17 protein-coding genes, 1 riboswitch and 2 other annotated features are annotated in these 16,481 nt (G+C 38.4%); of the genes, 6 read left to right on the top strand and 11 right to left on the bottom strand.

What is annotated here, in order from left to right:
• Positions 1-8: 8 nt before the first annotated feature.
• The 3 genes from J2Z23_RS15095 to mutM all read right to left on the bottom strand — a co-directional run bounded on the left by J2Z23_RS15095 (position 9) and on the right by mutM (position 2,621).
• On the bottom strand, positions 9-887 hold the full coding sequence (locus tag J2Z23_RS15095) for a putative RNA methyltransferase (protein WP_209974410.1): 879 nt from the start codon (positions 885-887) through the stop codon (positions 9-11).
• A 64-nt stretch (positions 888-951) separates the two neighbouring features.
• A complete protein-coding gene (locus tag J2Z23_RS15090) occupies positions 952-1,794 on the bottom strand; it encodes a deoxyribonuclease IV (protein ID WP_057988082.1) in 843 nt (280 codons plus the stop codon).
• Between the two features lie 17 nt (positions 1,795-1,811).
• Positions 1,812-2,621 (bottom strand): bifunctional DNA-formamidopyrimidine glycosylase/DNA-(apurinic or apyrimidinic site) lyase, encoded by an 810-nt coding sequence (gene mutM / locus J2Z23_RS15085; RefSeq protein WP_209974408.1) that lies wholly within the window; start codon positions 2,619-2,621, stop codon positions 1,812-1,814.
• 127 nt (positions 2,622-2,748) lie between these two features.
• On the opposite strand from mutM, the gene J2Z23_RS15080 reads away from it, so the two are divergent.
• From J2Z23_RS15080 to metG, 4 genes are all read left to right on the top strand, one after another.
• Positions 2,749-3,513 (top strand): MerR family transcriptional regulator, encoded by a 765-nt coding sequence (locus J2Z23_RS15080; protein ID WP_209974406.1) that lies wholly within the window; start codon positions 2,749-2,751, stop codon positions 3,511-3,513.
• Between the two features lie 72 nt (positions 3,514-3,585).
• Positions 3,586-4,818 carry a Bcr/CflA family efflux MFS transporter gene (locus J2Z23_RS15075; RefSeq protein ID WP_057988077.1) on the top strand — a complete coding sequence of 411 codons (1,233 nt, stop codon included), beginning with the start codon at positions 3,586-3,588 and terminating at the stop codon, positions 4,816-4,818.
• 118 nt (positions 4,819-4,936) lie between these two features.
• Positions 4,937-5,416: a GNAT family N-acetyltransferase gene (locus J2Z23_RS15070; RefSeq protein WP_064468448.1), complete on the top strand. Its 480-nt coding sequence runs from the start codon at positions 4,937-4,939 to the stop codon at positions 5,414-5,416.
• 297 nt (positions 5,417-5,713) lie between these two features.
• Positions 5,714-5,992, top strand: a binding site (T-box leader).
• A gap of 57 nt (positions 5,993-6,049) precedes the next feature.
• Positions 6,050-7,684 carry a methionine--tRNA ligase gene (gene metG, locus J2Z23_RS15065; RefSeq protein ID WP_209974404.1) on the top strand — a complete coding sequence of 545 codons (1,635 nt, stop codon included), beginning with the start codon at positions 6,050-6,052 and terminating at the stop codon, positions 7,682-7,684.
• A 206-nt stretch (positions 7,685-7,890) separates the two neighbouring features.
• On the opposite strand, the gene J2Z23_RS15060 is transcribed toward metG, so the two are convergent.
• On the bottom strand, positions 7,891-8,745 hold the full coding sequence (locus tag J2Z23_RS15060; RefSeq protein WP_205634426.1) for a DUF72 domain-containing protein: 855 nt from the start codon (positions 8,743-8,745) through the stop codon (positions 7,891-7,893).
• 121 nt (positions 8,746-8,866) lie between these two features.
• Positions 8,867-8,925: riboswitch (Fluoride riboswitch) on the top strand.
• 50 nt (positions 8,926-8,975) lie between these two features.
• Here J2Z23_RS15060 and crcB (J2Z23_RS15055) point away from each other — a divergent pair.
• Positions 8,976-9,362, top strand: coding sequence for a fluoride efflux transporter CrcB (gene crcB / locus J2Z23_RS15055; RefSeq protein WP_057988071.1), 387 nt, complete (start codon positions 8,976-8,978; stop codon positions 9,360-9,362).
• Positions 9,362-9,721 (top strand): fluoride efflux transporter CrcB, encoded by a 360-nt coding sequence (gene crcB / locus J2Z23_RS15050; protein WP_057988069.1) that lies wholly within the window; start codon positions 9,362-9,364, stop codon positions 9,719-9,721. Before crcB (J2Z23_RS15055) ends, crcB (J2Z23_RS15050) begins: the two co-directional genes overlap by 1 nt.
• Before the next feature lie 376 nt (positions 9,722-10,097).
• Here crcB (J2Z23_RS15050) and J2Z23_RS15045 read toward each other — a convergent pair whose 3' ends face one another.
• The 7 genes from J2Z23_RS15045 to J2Z23_RS15015 form a co-directional block, all read right to left on the bottom strand.
• Positions 10,098-11,642, bottom strand: a complete 1,545-nt coding sequence (locus tag J2Z23_RS15045; protein WP_057988068.1) for a 2-isopropylmalate synthase — start codon at positions 11,640-11,642, stop codon at positions 10,098-10,100.
• 238 nt (positions 11,643-11,880) lie between these two features.
• Positions 11,881-12,117, bottom strand: a binding site (T-box leader).
• Between the two features lie 113 nt (positions 12,118-12,230).
• On the bottom strand, positions 12,231-12,377 hold the full coding sequence (locus J2Z23_RS15040; RefSeq protein WP_057988065.1) for a YvrJ family protein: 147 nt from the start codon (positions 12,375-12,377) through the stop codon (positions 12,231-12,233).
• 79 nt (positions 12,378-12,456) lie between these two features.
• Positions 12,457-12,675 carry a DUF2922 domain-containing protein gene (locus J2Z23_RS15035; RefSeq protein ID WP_057988064.1) on the bottom strand — a complete coding sequence of 73 codons (219 nt, stop codon included), beginning with the start codon at positions 12,673-12,675 and terminating at the stop codon, positions 12,457-12,459.
• A 33-nt stretch (positions 12,676-12,708) separates the two neighbouring features.
• A complete protein-coding gene (locus tag J2Z23_RS15030; protein ID WP_209974403.1) occupies positions 12,709-12,927 on the bottom strand; it encodes a DUF1659 domain-containing protein in 219 nt (72 codons plus the stop codon).
• Between the two features lie 325 nt (positions 12,928-13,252).
• Positions 13,253-14,371 (bottom strand): serine hydrolase, encoded by a 1,119-nt coding sequence (locus tag J2Z23_RS15025; RefSeq protein WP_209974401.1) that lies wholly within the window; start codon positions 14,369-14,371, stop codon positions 13,253-13,255.
• Positions 14,372-14,652: 281 nt separating this feature from the next.
• Entirely contained in the window at positions 14,653-15,837 is a 1,185-nt protein-coding gene (locus J2Z23_RS15020; RefSeq protein WP_209974399.1) for a YhgE/Pip domain-containing protein, read from the bottom strand.
• Between the two features lie 54 nt (positions 15,838-15,891).
• Entirely contained in the window at positions 15,892-16,473 is a 582-nt protein-coding gene (locus tag J2Z23_RS15015) for a TetR/AcrR family transcriptional regulator (RefSeq protein ID WP_064468452.1), read from the bottom strand.
• Positions 16,474-16,481 lie beyond the last annotated feature (8 nt).

Raw genomic sequence — 16,481 nt, 5'->3', positions numbered from 1 at the left:
TCTCCTTTCTATTCAACGATATTTTTCCCTATTAAAATATCCAAATCAATTATGATCTCATGAGATGACTGGTTCACAAATGCTAGCTTACGCTCTGGGTCTGCCGACCATGAGAGCGGAGTCATTCTCACTAAATTCTCTAATTCGTTCCTAGTTAGATTTTTGCTATCATGAAAGTGAACTCTTTCCAAAACATGAAAATGCTTCTGAAACAACGAGATTGTATCCTCATTGCTATACTCCCGCTTTTCGTCCTTCACAAAAAAAGCTGCACGTAATTCTTGCAAATAATTAGCACGTGGGACAACCTTGATTACTAGTCCGTTCTCGGTGAGAATTCTTTTAAATTCTTGGTAATTAGAAGGAGATAAAATATTAAGGATGACATCTATCGATTGATCTGCTATTGGTGAATGGGCCAAATCGCCAACTAACCAAGTCGGTTGTTCATAATTTTTAGCTGCCAACATAATCCCCTCTTTGGCAATATCGAGGCCAATTCCCGTAAACTTCTGATCAATTGATTCATCCAAAATCCTTTGTAAATGGGAACCTTCTCCACAACCTAAATCAATCATAAGCACTTCCGAAACATTCACATGCTTTTGAATCAGCTTAGAAATCACCTGATGAATGGAAGTATATAAATTACTTTCCATAATAATCTTTTGTCTCGCAGTAAATAGGTCTGCTTCATATTGGCTTTTAATAGGATGTGATAGTAGATGAAGATAACCCTGTTTAGCAAAATCAAAGGTATGGTTTTGCTCACACACAAGGCTTTTAAGCTCCTTCACCTTCATCTCAGATTCACAAATCGGGCATCTGAAGGCCGAGATAATGGCGGAAACTTGCTCTGCACTTTGAATTTTTTTACTCTTTTTCATTTAGGCCACCTCCCAGCTCTTCTCTCTCCTAAGTTTAGTATATATGTTCAGGAAAATGAACACTTTATTCGCCATCTCCCCATTTTTCCTGAAGTAGCTGTATTTCTCGTTCATGTGGACACTCTTCCTTCGGTGTCTCCAAAATAAAGGGAATATTTTGTAGTTGTGGGGTGTTGACGATCTTAGCAAATTGTTCTTCCTTAATAAAACCAGCATCAAAAATTGAGGCATGCCGATCCTTTCCTAGACCAGTGGGATATTTGGAGTTATTAAAATGAATCACTTGCAGCTCTTCGAAATAGCCAATCGCCTCTCCTTTTTCCCATATATCCTCCCAATTCTCTCCTGTCCACAAGCCTGAAGCAAATGCATGACAAGTATCGAAGCAGAAACCGATTTTTTCTGGGTATTGACTAAGAGAACGTACTTGCACGAGTTCTTCCAAAGTTGTCCCCATACTCCCTGGTACACCCGCATTATTTTCGATTAATAGTTTCGCTTCCCCTTCCCATTGTTGAAGAATGGCATTAAGCATCTTAATCACTAGTTGATAACTAATAAGAAGATCAGACCGATCAATCGGTTTACCAAAATGGACAACAACACCAATCGAGCCACAGGCTTCCGCTATCTCCAAATCATTCAATAAGGAAGCCACTACTTTCTCCCTCATTTTATTATCATGTGGAATCAAAGTGCCGGGGTATGGGGAATGAATAACAGAAATGATTCCTTTGTGCCTGCAATACTGGTTACACATTGCGGCATCTTCTCGGTTAAAAGCTTTAATCCCAAGACTGCGCGGATTTTTAGGGAAATATTGAAAAGCTGCTGCATTTATAGCAACCGCCTGTTTAGCAGCCCCTAAGTATCCCTGTTTTATCGAAAGATGACAACCAAATTTCATAGCCTCTCCCACCTCCCTTATTTTTGGCAAATGTGACAGTAAAAAGTGTTTCGCGAAGAGATTTCCACTTTTACAATCGGATTACCGCAACGTGGGCAAGCTTCTCCCTCACGATCATGTACATTCATGTTGTTCTTTGCCCCACCTGTTTGAACATCTCCTTGATAAAAAGCTTCATCCATATAGCCACCCCATTGAATTGCCTGCCGTAAAACTGTTTGGATCGACTGGAATAAGCGAACTTTCTGCTCTTGCTCTAGTTCTGTTGCCTTTTTCTCCGGTAACAACCTTGCATGCCAGAGGATTTCATCTGAATAGCGATTGCCAATTCCGGCGATAAACTCTTGATCTAAGAGCATTGTTTTCAAAGCACCCCTTTTTGTTTGGAGCAAATGAAGAAAACGATCCAAGGAAAAATTCGATTCAAGCGGTTCTGGACCAAGATGTTGTAACTGAACCTCTAGCTGCGGAGTTGATAATTCATGCAAATACCCTAATCGTAATCCAATAAAATAAAGATGCTGATTACCAAAACTTAATTGCACTTGGACGGTCCGTTTCGGCTTCTCATCTGTATTCCCATAAAATAACCAGCCACCAAGCATAAGATGTAACAGCAGATGATCACCTTTATCCAAGTGGAAAATTAAATATTTAGCTCGACGGTCAATTCCGAGCACTTTTTGCCTGTTTACCCGTTGGACAAACTCTTCTGTTGGCAAATTTAGCGATTTTTCTCGTTGAATCACCACCCCGGTTATTTGCTTTCCTTGAATTTTTTCTTGTAATAAGCATTTATAATTTTCCATCTCCGGCAACTCTGGCATTGAAAAATCCTCCCTGTTTCATCTAGTCTTTTCATTATTCCTCAACTCGAGAAAAAAATGAGGGAATTTATTCTTGACATTGACGTTACGTCAATGTTTATGATGAAATCATCAGGAGGTGATCAGAATGGAATATACCATTAGCAAATTAGCAAAACTAGCTGGTGTCAGCACACGAACACTACGTTATTATGATGAAATCAATTTACTAAGACCAGCGAGAATCAATCATTCTGGCTATCGAATATACGGACAAGAGGAAATTGATCGTTTACAGCAAATTCGTTTTTTCCGCGAACTGGATGTGGATTTAGTTACAATCGTCTCGATTATGAATGATCCACAGTTTGATAAAACTAACGCGCTGCAACAGCATTACGCACAGCTTGTCAACAAAAGGAGTCATATAGACAAATTGATCCACACGCTTGAAAAAACAATCGCCCATGAGAGAGGAGAATACCTAATGACGAATGAAGAGAAATTTAACGCTTTTAAAGAAAAAATGATCCAAGAAAATGAAGATCAATACGGAGTAGAGATTCGGCAAAAATATGGGGAGCAAACCATTGAGGCATCCAATGCTAAATTACGCGGGATGACGGAAAAGGAATATGCCGACATGCAAACATTGGAGAAAGAAATATTCCAGTTAATCAAACAGGCTTTAGTATTAAATGATCCACACAGTGACGTAGCCCAAGAAGCGGCGGCGAAACATAAAGAATGGTTAATGTATTCCTGGTCCAGCTATTCAAAAGAAGCCCATGCAGGACTTGCAGAAATCTATGTAGCCGACGAACGCTTTCAGGCTTATTATGAGAAGATCGGAAAAGGAGCGACAGAACTACTTCACAACGCAATTCTTATTTTCTTAGAAAAAAATAAGTGATCCCCTTAGACAGACATCCCTTTCTACTGTATACTGGCTCTATTTGCAGTTCATAGTAGAAAGGTGATAACGATGCTTCATAACCCAACAGGAAAAGAACGAGTTGGATTAGTTTTACTTCTTAGTAGTCTAGGTATCTTAGGTCCACTTAATATTGATATGTATTTACCAAGTTTCCCTGATATTGCCAATGACCTTGGCGCAAGTGCATCGCTTGTCCAACTTAGCTTAACAACCTGTTTAATCGGCTTTGCGGTTGGACAAATTTTTATTGGACCAATTAGTGATGCTAAAGGGAGAAGGGCTCCTTTATTAATCTCAATTTCAATGTTTATTCTTTCTTCCCTTCTATGCGCGCTAGCACCTAATATTACAATCTTAATCATTGCGCGTTTATTGCAAGGTTTAACAGCTTCTGCTGGACTTGTTCTTTCACGTGCCGTTGTCCGCGATGTATTTACTGGGAGAGAATTAACGAAATTTTTTGCCCTTTTAATGGTTATTAATGCTGCGGCACCAATGATTGCACCAATGACAGGTGGAGCAATTTTACTTTTACCATTTGCAAACTGGCAGACAATATTTTATTTTCTCAGCTTCCTAGGAATTTGTATCGTTCTCCTTATTGCCAGTCGTTTAAAGGAAACTTTGCCCCCTGAAAAACGATTGCCGAGTTCGCTGAAAGAATCAGTGCAAACGATCACCAGTTTATTTAAGGATCGATCCTTCATCGGCTATGCCCTAACCGTTGGATTTATCCATGGCGGAAGTTTTGCCTATGTATCTGGCACACCCTTTGTTTATCAAGGAATATACGGGGTTTCCCCACAAGTTTTTAGTATTCTCTTTGGGATCAATGGATTAGCGATTATTACGGGGAGTTTTATCATCGGGCGATTCGGAGGGATCATCCATGAACGGAAACTGCTCCGTACAGCTGTTATCATCGCCGTATCGGCAACAGGTCTATTACTGATTATGACAATGATCAAAGGGCCACTCGCTAGTCTTGTCATCTGTATTTTTATCTACATGATCACAATGGGCATGATCACGACAAGCACCTTTACATTAGCCATGGAAAAACAAGGGCATCGTGCCGGTAGTGCCAGTGCGGTATTAGGAATGTTACCTTTACTCCTTGGCTCCATTGTTTCCCCTCTTGTCGGCATCAATGAAAAGACGGCTATTCCAATGGGGACAATCTTATTTATTACTGCTGTAATCGGCATGTTCGCTTTCTTCCGACTGACGAAAGAGCAACAGACGATCGACCAAAAGAAAATGGAGTATGTGGAGGGATGATCCCCTCCTTTTTTGTTAGTTTCTTTACTCCACTTACCATTTTGATCTAGACAATTTGAAAAAAGCATTTCATAATAAAAGCAGGAGAAAACGCCGTCAATTCACAGGGGGAAAAGCTATGCAGATTAGAAATATGAATGAAAACTATGCACGGGAAATCATGCACTGGAAGTATGAAGCCCCATATGAGCTATATAATTTAGATGGAGATGACGAGGAACTACAGGAACTACTTCACTATTTCTGTGTTTTAGAAAACGATGAATTGATTGGCTTTTTTTGCACAGGGAGCTTCGCGCAAGTTCACTCAGGGCATGAGGCAGGCGCTTATCCACATATGAATGAGGTAGTCGATATCGGTCTTGGCTTAAAGCCCGAATGGACGGGACAAGGCTTTGGGCGTGAATTTCTATCTTTCATCCTTCAACATCTACAAAGGCAACAAAATCCCAAAGCCTTCCGCTTGACTGTCGCTGGGTTTAACGAACGAGCGATGAAGGTATATCGGCATTTAGGCTTTAAAGCTGTCACTTTATTTACAGCAAATGATATTCCCTTTCTCATTATGATCAAAATGATCGAATCAGAGTCTGAATAGGTTGCCTATAAATAAGACCGCTTAATATTAGCTCTTTTGTGATATTTTACTGCCTTTTTCTCTTTTTTCCAATCCCTTTTTGTGTACCCAACGATTAATGATCTTACACCCACAATAGATACCCAAGAAATATTACTGGATAAACGATCAGAAAAGAAATAGGAATATTAAAAAGGGAAAAATATCTAAGGTATCATGACTATATACGATTATTTATTCAACATAGACTATATACAAACAATTAACTTATATATTGACTTTACGAATGTTAATGAATAAACTATTATTAATTATCAAATAAAAGCTATGAAGAGAAAAAGTAAAATGATAATGTTTTTTCACAGAGAGCTTCGGTAGCTGAAAAGAAGCAAAAAACACTCATTTGAACAATGGTCTCAGAGCTTTGTACTGAACATACTTTTTGTATTAGTAGGATACAACGAGTCTTGGCTCTCGTTATCAAAGTCACAGTATAAGAGTGATATTTTTATTTACTCCGTACTTGTTGAGGCAAATGGTGTGAGTCATTTGCAAAATAAGGTGGTAACACGTGGAAAATCTAACCTCGTCCTTAACTAATTTAGTTAAGACGAGGTTTTTTTGTTTTTTAAATAAGTTGGGAGGCTTTATAATATGAGTATTTTTATCGGTGGGGCTTGGGCTTACGCAAATGGTTCACTACATTTAGGCCATATTGCAAGTTTGTTACCTGGAGATATTCTCGCTAGATATTATCGTATGAAAGGAGAAAAGGTGTTATATGTTTCAGGAAGCGATTGTAATGGAACTCCAATTACAATCAGAGCGAAACAAGAAGAGGTTGCTCCAAAAGAGATTGCTGACCGCTATCACCAGGAATTTGTAGACTGTTTTTCGAGGTTGGGTTTCACATACGATACCTATACAAGAACAGACACTATCCATCATCATAAAATTGTTCAGGGGATTTTTTTAGAATTACTGGAAAAGGGATATATTTATAAAAAGGAAATAGAACAAACATATTGCGAACATGATCAGCAATTTTTGCCTGACCGTTATGTAGAAGGTATTTGTCCAAATTGTGGTACAAATGCACGTGGAGATCAATGCGATCACTGTTCAACAGTTTTAGAACCACTTGAACTGCTTGATCGAAGATGTAAAATATGTGGCCATCCACCAACCACAAGAGTCACAGAGCACTTTTACTTTTCTTTAAGTTCTTTACAATCTATTTTAGAAAAATATACACAAGAAGCTGAAAATAACAATCTTTGGCGTGAAAATGCAATATCTCTTACCAAACGTTATTTAAAAGAGGGTTTACAAGATAGAGGAGTTTCAAGGGATTTGCCTATTGGTGTAAGTGTTCCAGTATTTGGATATGAGGATAAGAAAATCTACGTTTGGATTGAGGCGGTATCAGGTTATTACACTGCAAGCAAGCTATGGGCAAAGGAATCCAATCGTGATGATTCACCATTTTGGAGATCTTCCACTCGATCTTATTACATTCATGGGAAAGATAACATACCTTTTCATTCAATTATATGGCCTAGCATTCTTACTGGCCTTGGAAAAGAACCATTACCAACCCACATTGTTTCAAACGAGTATTTGACTTTAGAAAAGAAAAAGTTATCAACAAGTAAAAATTGGGCTGTGTGGGTTCCAGATATTTTAGAAAGATATGATCCAGATTCCATACGCTATTTCCTAATTATTAATGCACCAGAGAACCGAGATGCTGATTTCTCTTGGAAAGAATTCATCTATAGTCATAACAGTGAATTATTAGGAGCATACGGAAACCTTGTAAATCGCACATTTAAATTTATAGTAAAAGCATTTGATGGTATTATCCCTGAAAAGGAGATTACTTCAAAAATTCAGGATACAATTAACTGCTTATACAGTGAAGTAGGTAGTTGTATTGAATCCACTTCTTTCAAACTAGGATTAGAAAAGATATTTGATGTAGTAAGATTCTCTAATAAATACTTTGATGAGCAGCAACCTTGGAAACAAATAAATGATGATACAGAGTCATGCAAACAAACTCTGGCAGACTGTGTTTATCTTATTGCTAATTTAGCTCATATACTAAATCCTTTCCTTCCTTTTTCAAGTGCAAAGGTTAGAAAAATGGTAAATACAACGGAAACAAAGTGGGAAGCATTTTTGGTTAAATCAAAGCGTTTGTCAGAGGTACAACCGTTATTTGAACGAATAGATACAGTAAGAATTGAAGAAGAACTTAAAAGATTAAACAACCAAACCATTTAAATTAATGCGATTAAATCTATTTAGTCTGTATAAGCAAGTATTGGGAAACCTTTTAAAGTGGGTTTCCCTAATTTCATTTATAGCGGAAACACTTATTATTTTAGCACTTTCCGTTAAGCTGTTCCGATTATCACTTTTTCTTAATGTACTCTTTTTTTGAGTTAAGAAAGTGTGATTTATATCGGTATTACCATAAGCCACATTATTTAAAATAAATTCATCTGTCTAGGAGCAAGACCTTCATAATCAATATCTAGCATTTGTTGAAATTCTTTAGCATTCCCTGCTGCATCGCCACCTGAATTATTATTAAATAAGACAATGATCTCCTTTGAAGCTGTTTGTAACTGTAAAACACGTTTTTTCCATTCTAATAACTCTTCTTGGTTATATTTATATAAATAGCGAACTTCCCGCCAATTGGCATCATTTGGTTTATTCCAACCATGCAGATTGCGACCATGCATGCGCACGAGCGTCATCTGGGGATCAGTTACAATGGGCACAATCGGGATCGAGCCGTTGCCTGCTTGTGGTTCATCGGCAATTGCATGAATCCAACCTTCTTGCTGCATAAAATTTAATGTGTTTTCGCGATAAGCACGAATAAACCATGATTGATTCCGGAATTCCAATGCGACTGGGATGTCACCCATCACTTTTTTACAATATCGTAAATAATCGACATTTTCTTTGCGACAATCAAACCAAGGGGGAAATTGAAATAACACCATCGCTAATTTATTCGCCTCTTGATAAGGTTGTAAGGATTCCTTAAAAGCTTGAAACATCTCCGCCTTTGTCTCAAAGGGATTCTCTTCTCCGCGCTGATGCCCAGTCATTCCTTGATAAGCCTTCACAACAAAGCGAAAGTTCTCCGGTGTTTCCCTTACCCATTTTTCCGCATTGCGAATTGGCTGAACGGCATAAAAAGAAGCATCGACCTCCACAACTGGAAAATGACTACTATATTCCGCTAATTTATCCTTTGCTTTCATTTGGGCTGGGTACAAGCTATCATGATCTCCCCAGCCTGTGACACCGATGTAAATCAAGTCCATCCCTCCTGCCAATATTTTACCATATGAGCCTTATAATTTTTAAATATATCTCCTCTTAAGAGGCGAATTCTCTACTCGTTTGGCAAAATCTAGAAGCGTTTGCTAAAATATATATCATCCATTTCGTTTAGGCAATGGAGTTCACCAAAACTGCTGAACGCTAATGACTCCTGCCGAAAATCTTGGTGGAGTCTGCTTTATTTTAGCAACCTAGTTAAGGGTGAATTACAATGAAATATATAGCGGTTGGAATAGCTGGCATGGTTGGAGCCTCTTTACGTTATTTAATTGGACTTTCCTTCCAACATTTATGGTTTTATGATTTTCCATTAGCAACCTTTTTAATAAATATGGTGGGAAGTTTTCTATTGGGCTGGTTTACCTTACTTTTACCACGTCTGAAATTTCTTCCTCCAGTTATGATCCCTGCGCTTGGGACAGGGTTAATTGGTTCTTTCACTACCTTTTCTACCTTTAGTGTGGAAACGGTCGAATTAATGATCGCCGCTAAATGGGGGATCACGCTATTTTATATCCTACTTAGCTTATGGGGCGGCCTGCTCTTTTCCTGGCTTGGTTATCGTTTCGGTTCGAATAAAGGAAGGAGGCGTAAATGATGTTATCCATTTTTCTCGTGGCAGTCGGAGGATTCTTTGGTGCGATAGCTCGGTATGGAATCAGCAATTGGCTTAAAGGGAAATATCCATCCTTTTTCCCAATAGCCACACTTATTGTCAATCTTATCGGTTCCTTCTTACTAGGATGGATGATAGGCGCCAATCTTGGACATTCGCTACAGCTCCTTTTCGGAACAGGATTCATGGGGGCCTTCACCACCTTTTCTACATTCAAATTGGAAAGTATTCAGCTCCAAGCTGAGAAAAAGTGGAAATTGTTAGCTTTCTATCTTGGGATAACTTATACAGTTGGGATTTTGCTAGCGTTTATTGGGATGAAAATAGGTTCTAGCTTTTAGCAAAAGACTTTTCCGAATTCCTAAATATCTTCTCTCTGCCATGGAAAAATGAACAAAAAATCAGCAGGAGTTTTCCCACTGATTTTCCACCTATTTTTGGAAATCATTCCTAATCTTATGGTTTTCAACCGTGTCCTTTCATGCGTTCGGATTCGGCACTCGCCCATACCTCGTTTGATTACTGGGTAGCGCCCCAAAAAGAGTGGTATAAATGGGGCGCCCATCACATCAACAATGTTAACAGGATCATTGGGCCGATTTAACGTAGACAATGCTACCCGTACGGTATCTCCATGAAATGGACTTCCACAATTACCTTTATCTTTTCTATTTAATAGAAGGAATGAAGGGAATCCCCATTCCTTCTAATCATTTCCTAATTCGTAAACGTAACTTTTTGATTCGTCTGTGCCTGTTCGCTCCTTTGAAAATACTGATTAATTGCAATCAAATAGGCTTTTGCACTTGCTTTGATAATATCAGTATCCATTCCTCTGCCCGTATAGGTAAATCCTTCCTTTATCACTTTGACATGGACTTCTCCTACCGCATCTTTTCCGACTGATTTTGAACGAATGATATAATCTTTCAACTGAAATTTTGTCCCGATTAATTGTTCAATCCCTTGGTATAAAGCATCGATCACACCATTACCTTGAATCGTCGTTTGCCTTGATTCATGCTTTTCATCTGTCAATTCAAGTTGTACTTCTGTAAAGGTACCGGGATAGGAAATGACCAAATCAGTTAATTCATAATGGGTTTTATCATTCATAAAGTCTTGATTGACAAGCTTATGAAGATCATCATCAATCACATATTTTTTCTGGTCAATCAACTTTTTAAAGTGCTCAAAAGCGTGAGCCAATTCTTCCTTTGACAACTGGTAACCAAGATAAGCTAGTTTTTGCTGGAGCGCATGCCGGCCAGAATGCTTGCCAAGCACAATGGTGCTAGATGGGACACCCACTGTTTCTGGTTTAATAATTTCATAGGTGGAAGCATTTTTCAACACTCCATCTTGATGAATCCCTGATTCATGTGAAAAGGCATGGTCCCCAACAATGGCTTTATTCGGTTGCACAACCATTCCCGTATAATGACGAACAAGCTCACTAGTTGGATAAATCTCATTCAAGACAATATTGGATGTGGCCTGATAAATATCTTGTCTTGTTTCAAGTGCCAAGGCTACCTCTTCCAAAGATGTATTTCCCGCTCTTTCTCCAATGCCATTGATCGTTCCCTCAATTTGATCGACACCTGCTTTAATCGCTGCTAATGTATTCGCTGTCGCCATTCCTAAATCATTATGGCAATGCGTACTAAGTAAAACTTTATCTATAAGTGGGACATGCTCCCTCACCTTCCGGAACATATCTCCAAAAGTTTCTGGTGAAGCATAACCAACAGTATCTGGTAAATTAATGACAGTTGCACCAGCTCGTATAGCTTGATCTACCACTTGATAAATGAACTCAAGTTCTGTCCGACTGGCATCTTCTAAAGAAAATTCAATTTCTGAGAAGTACTTTTTCCCAAAGTGGATTGCTTGGATCGCCTTTTCCACGACTTGCTCTTTTGTCATATTTAGTTTATATTTGCGGTGTATAGGTGAAGTCGCGAGAACAATATGCAAACAAGGTGTTGCAGCACCTTTTAATGCTTCTCTTGCGGCTTCTATATCTTTTATATTGGCTCTCGCTAGTGCCGCAATACTTGTATTTCTGACAACTTTTGCGATTGCTTGGACGTTTTTGACTTCATTAGGCGATGAAATTGGAAATCCCGCCTCAATGCGATCGACCCCAAGCTTTTCAAGCTGTAAAGCAATCTCCACCTTTTCTTCTGTCGTGAGATGAACCCCGGGTGATTGTTCACCATCTCTAAGAGTGGTATCAAACATTTGAATTTTCCTCATCTTTCTTCCTCCTTTTTTTGAAATAGCAAAAGTCTAAGCGCCTTGGATATGGATGAACGGCTAAAGACGCGCCGTCCTGGCGCAACGCCGTTCTAACCAACTTTCTGTTGGCCTCACGACATGCAAATGTTCCTAAACCTAGGTAGGGCGATTTCTCCCTTCCCAGATTCAAGGTTATTTGACCTCGAGGGGCTGGAGCTAGACGAAAAAAAACCTGCCATCACACTTGTATATCCATACAAGGGACGACAGGAGTTTTATTCCTAACGTGGTACCACCCTAATTTACCTTTTTATCAATAGACAAAAAAGTCTTCGTTCATGCCTGTAACGTAGGTCAAACGGATTTTCTTACTATTCGTGTTCAGAAAATCAGCTAAAAGGTGAGTCGGTTTCAGATTATCCCATCGTCTCAGCTATCCGATTGGTCTCTGTATGATAAGAGCTGCTACCTTGATCCTTCTCATTGCTGTTATCTTTAATTTAAAGTACACCTTACCTGCTTTTTTATCAAAAGTCAATACTGAATATTCCCCTTTTAACAAATTCATAAAAAATATTGAAAAGTTATTTAAGTGTCTAACATTATTCAATTTTTCATGTTAATCATTTGCTTCGGCAAATCCTGTACAGACTGAATGACCGCCTCTAGTTTCGCTTCAATCCGGTATAGTAAATAAAAGGTTACAAGTGCCGGAAATCCGATTTCACTGATAAACGGTAGGAACTGTTCCACAAAAATCCTCTCCTTTCATTTGATTTATTTCCGATAAAGCAGGAAGACTCATTCCATAAACGGGAATGAGTCTCTACGCTTACTCTATATCAATCGTTGTGATGGTTTTGTCGACAATGCGCGCTGATTTTGCCTCTTTTAATGGCTTTCCTTCCGTGTCAAGGAAAATATCAGCCGCCAAAATCGCGGCCATCGCCTCTTTCACTTGTTCAGCCTCAAGCCCTTCAACTGGTTCGTCGACTGTAATCCGTACATTCTTCCCTTCTTCTGAGGAAAAATTTAATTCTAATACTTTCATATGCTCACCTCCCTTCTGATAAAAACTTTAAGATTATTCGCCGATTTGATACGTATCATTGCGTTCAATATTCCAAAGTGGCTGGGTTGACAAGGACCCGATCGCGGTAGCTGCTTGGTAAAGCTGGTCAGCTGATGCATTCAAACGAATACGATTAAATGTTTTCGTTTTGTGAATCGGCTGATTATCTTCATCTACCCCATAATCAAACACAAGTTTCATTTTTGATGCCTGTAACATTTCCTGTGCCATGTTCTCGCCCCCTTTCACCCTTCATATAGAGAAGAATCGGGGAAAAGGACACCTAATCTTTTCAGGAGGGGAAAATTTTAATAAATAGGCTCATGAGCAATTCGCTATTATCTAGAAATTCGTAAATTAAGAGACTCCCTCAAACAGCTCATCATGAATGCTACGGGATCACTTTCTGTGAATTCTCGATCGCTTCACTTTAAATCTTTCAGAATTGGGATCAAGACTCACTTGCAAAACCAAGATTGGAGACGATTCGAGGAAATATCGACAATAAAAAGAGACTATTTTTTCCTATGTTTAAAGAAAAAATAGTCTCCCCTCACTATTGTGACCATACTTTTTTCACTTTTTTACGAAAATCTTCATCTGTTAGGAATTTTAACTGAAAGGCGTTCATATTTTTCGATAATTTAATTTGCTCCATAGTGCTCAAGTCATTGGCAAAAAAAGCTAATTCAGTTTGATTGCCCTCCTGATCTGTGGCATACATAGCCATTGTTAAAACAAATGCAGTTGATCCACCTTTTTGCCCGGCATGTGCCAGCCATTCTTGGTTATTGGGGTTTTCCATTAAACCTTCCATGACAGGGTCAAGATAGGTATAGACATTTTCACTAAAATGACTCTTCGTGTTGAGTTTCTCCATAATGGAGACATACTCCGCTGTTGTCGCTCGCGGTAAACGATCTGACCAAACTTTTTGAAAGTCCATATTTAAGTCCTTAATCAATTGCTTTTTTTCCTGAGCATTTAATGGTTGTTGCAGCCACTCTTTATGTGTGGCTATGGTCAGCTCCCGGTATTCTTTCATATCCATGTTTTTTAATTTATCTAGAGCGGCCTTTTTCGATCCTTCTTCTTGAATAATTTGCTGAGGAATTGCCAAGGCACTAACAATCGGATAAATAGGTTCATGGGAAGAAAGCTGTAAATCTTCTAATGTTTGATTGATATTTTCCAAACCTAATAAATGGATCAGATATTCTGTATTCGCATTCGAACTATACACAATCATTCCTTTAGTGACTTCTTTTAAAGGAACAGTTTCCATTTGCTGATCTATTTTCACATCTTTCAACCAGGCTTGATGCGCCCCACCGTCCGTTTTGGGAATATAAAATATCTCCAAATCATTCAAAGGTATTTCTTGGTTTGGATCTATTTTTCCTGCAGCTGCCTGTTCAGCATATTCAATGGCGATAATTGTCTTAACAGCGCTTGCAAGTGGCAAAAGTTGATCTTCATTTACCTGCACCCATTTTTCTTGATTGTAATGAATCGTAGCCGCCACGTTTCCTTTATCCACATTTTCTTTTAAAAATTGGATAATATATTCGGGATCTTCTTTCCCGATTTGTTTTTGAAAAATCCAAATGCCTACACCTGCGACTAGAGCGACGACCACAACAAACCCAACCGTAATCCAAAGTGCTATTTTCATTGATTCCTCCCATTTTACGCTTTCCTATCTATACGTTCTTTCTTGTACTAAGTTTCAATTTTGTTTTTTAAATTTTCTATTATGCTATGAAAATAGGATTGAAGGAACGGTGGGAAAGCATCTACCTAGCTGCCTCAAATATTTTCCCACAGGGAGAACTTCATATTGACTTAGCCACTAGTATAGGACATCTTTAAGCTGACGCGTTCAAGCATTTAAGTCAGTTCCCTCCTCACCGGAAATAATTACTAAGTTGTCTTAGTAGCGACATTTGACGTTTTTTATACTGTCATTTTAGATGTCTGGGTAGTTGTCTTTTGGAAGCTAATTCTCATCCATGCAACGAACAGGGTCACTGCCGATACTAGTAATAAAGCGATCAGATCAGTAGATAATTGCTCCCCACCAAAAATAACGGTATAGTACCCGTTCACGGCATAAGTGGCAGGAAGATAGGAACCAACCGCTTGATAAAAGTCGGATAACATTACTTTCGGTACAATCACACCTGAGGTTACCAATTGTAGAGAAAGACCAATGATATTGAACAACATGCCACCAGTACCAAATATGACAACAAACATTTGTGTTAGATTTAAAAAGGCAAAGTAAACAAAGAATTGAAACATTGCTACGGTCCATATATTCGTTGTCCACTCTATTTGAAACACGATTAAAAATACTAGTGTCAATGCTGCCAGAATGAGTGCTACCCCCATATTGATGATTTGTCTTGCTATAAATAATGCCCATTTCTTGTCGTCATTTTTCAATTTCAGTGCAACAATATTCAAATTCATACTCATAATCATCGAACCGACAAAGGAAGCAAGAACAATCATTAACGGCACCATTGTGGCTGCAAAGCCATCCACATTATTCGTTTTTTCAATGGAAGCTTGAACAGATTGAGCATTGAATGATTGAAAGACTTCGGTCATATTTTTAGACAATTGCTGGGCAAGTTCTTTAGATGGTATGACTGCTTCAAATTGTTGAGGTAATGCTGCTACGATTTGTTGCTGTTTATAACCATTTACATAATCATTCATCGATTGTGTCATTGCCTGTGCGGCCCCATCCATAATTTGCTTAGACATTGTCGCATTGGCTTGATTAATAAAATATATCACGTTAGCTTCGCCTTGACCCTCTAACTGTTCTGAAAAACTCCTAGGTATCTGCACTACCATATCCAATTCATGTCTGTTTAAATCTTTTTTTGCTTTTTCTATGGATGTGTAATTTTTTACCTCAAACGGAATTTGCGTTGTGATTTCTTCTTGGATCGTGGTACCTAATTGCTTATCTTCATTCACAAGACCCATTCGTAAATTATCTGTTCGTTCCATTACACCATCGTATGCTGTCATCCAGATACAAAAGAAAATGACTAAAAAAGCCAAGGCTGTTCCCATACCAATATATGTTTCCTTATGCTTAAAAAACGATTGAATAGACTTCATTTTCATTCCTCCTAATATAGCAAGTACTTACTTGCATTTATTTTATAAAAAAGCCTAGGGGGTCAATCCCCTAGCAAAAAGACGAACACTGTGTTGAATAAAATCTACATTCGTTCCCGGGATAACTTGATCTCCAAAACGAGATTTAGAAAGAAAGTATCCAAAGTTTAACCAAATAAAGTTCATTGCTTGAAACTCAATATCTGTATGAACCAGTTTTCCCTTTTTATGCATTTCCGTGAAATACTCCACCATACTTTTCTTTAGATTTGTTGGGATTTCCACAATATATTCATTTAGTTCAGGAAACATTTCTGCTTCCCTTAGACCGATTAAAATGAGATCCTGCATCTTTTCCATTTCTTGTAAATATCCTTGCGCAATGTTTGTTAAATCTTGTTCCAGATCCCATACCATTTTTTCTGATATCATTTTCTTTAACATCGAATGATAAGATAATGATTGTATCGCTGCTTCCATCAGCCTTTTTTTATTGCCGAAATGGCGAAAAATCGTAACTTCATTTACTCCCGCCTTTTCCGCAATGGCCCTTGTGGTCGCACCTTTATAGCCATGGTCGCGAAATAATTCAATCACAGCTTTAATAATTTTTTCTTGTGTACTAAGTTCCGTCATTTTATCCA

Origin of the sequence: Lederbergia galactosidilytica (assembly GCF_017873565.1) — a bacterium.
In the GTDB taxonomy this organism is placed as follows: domain Bacteria; phylum Bacillota; class Bacilli; order Bacillales; family Bacillaceae_C; genus Lederbergia; species Lederbergia galactosidilytica.
Note: the sequence above shows the minus strand (reverse complement) of the source record. Positions and strands in the feature narration are given on the sequence as shown.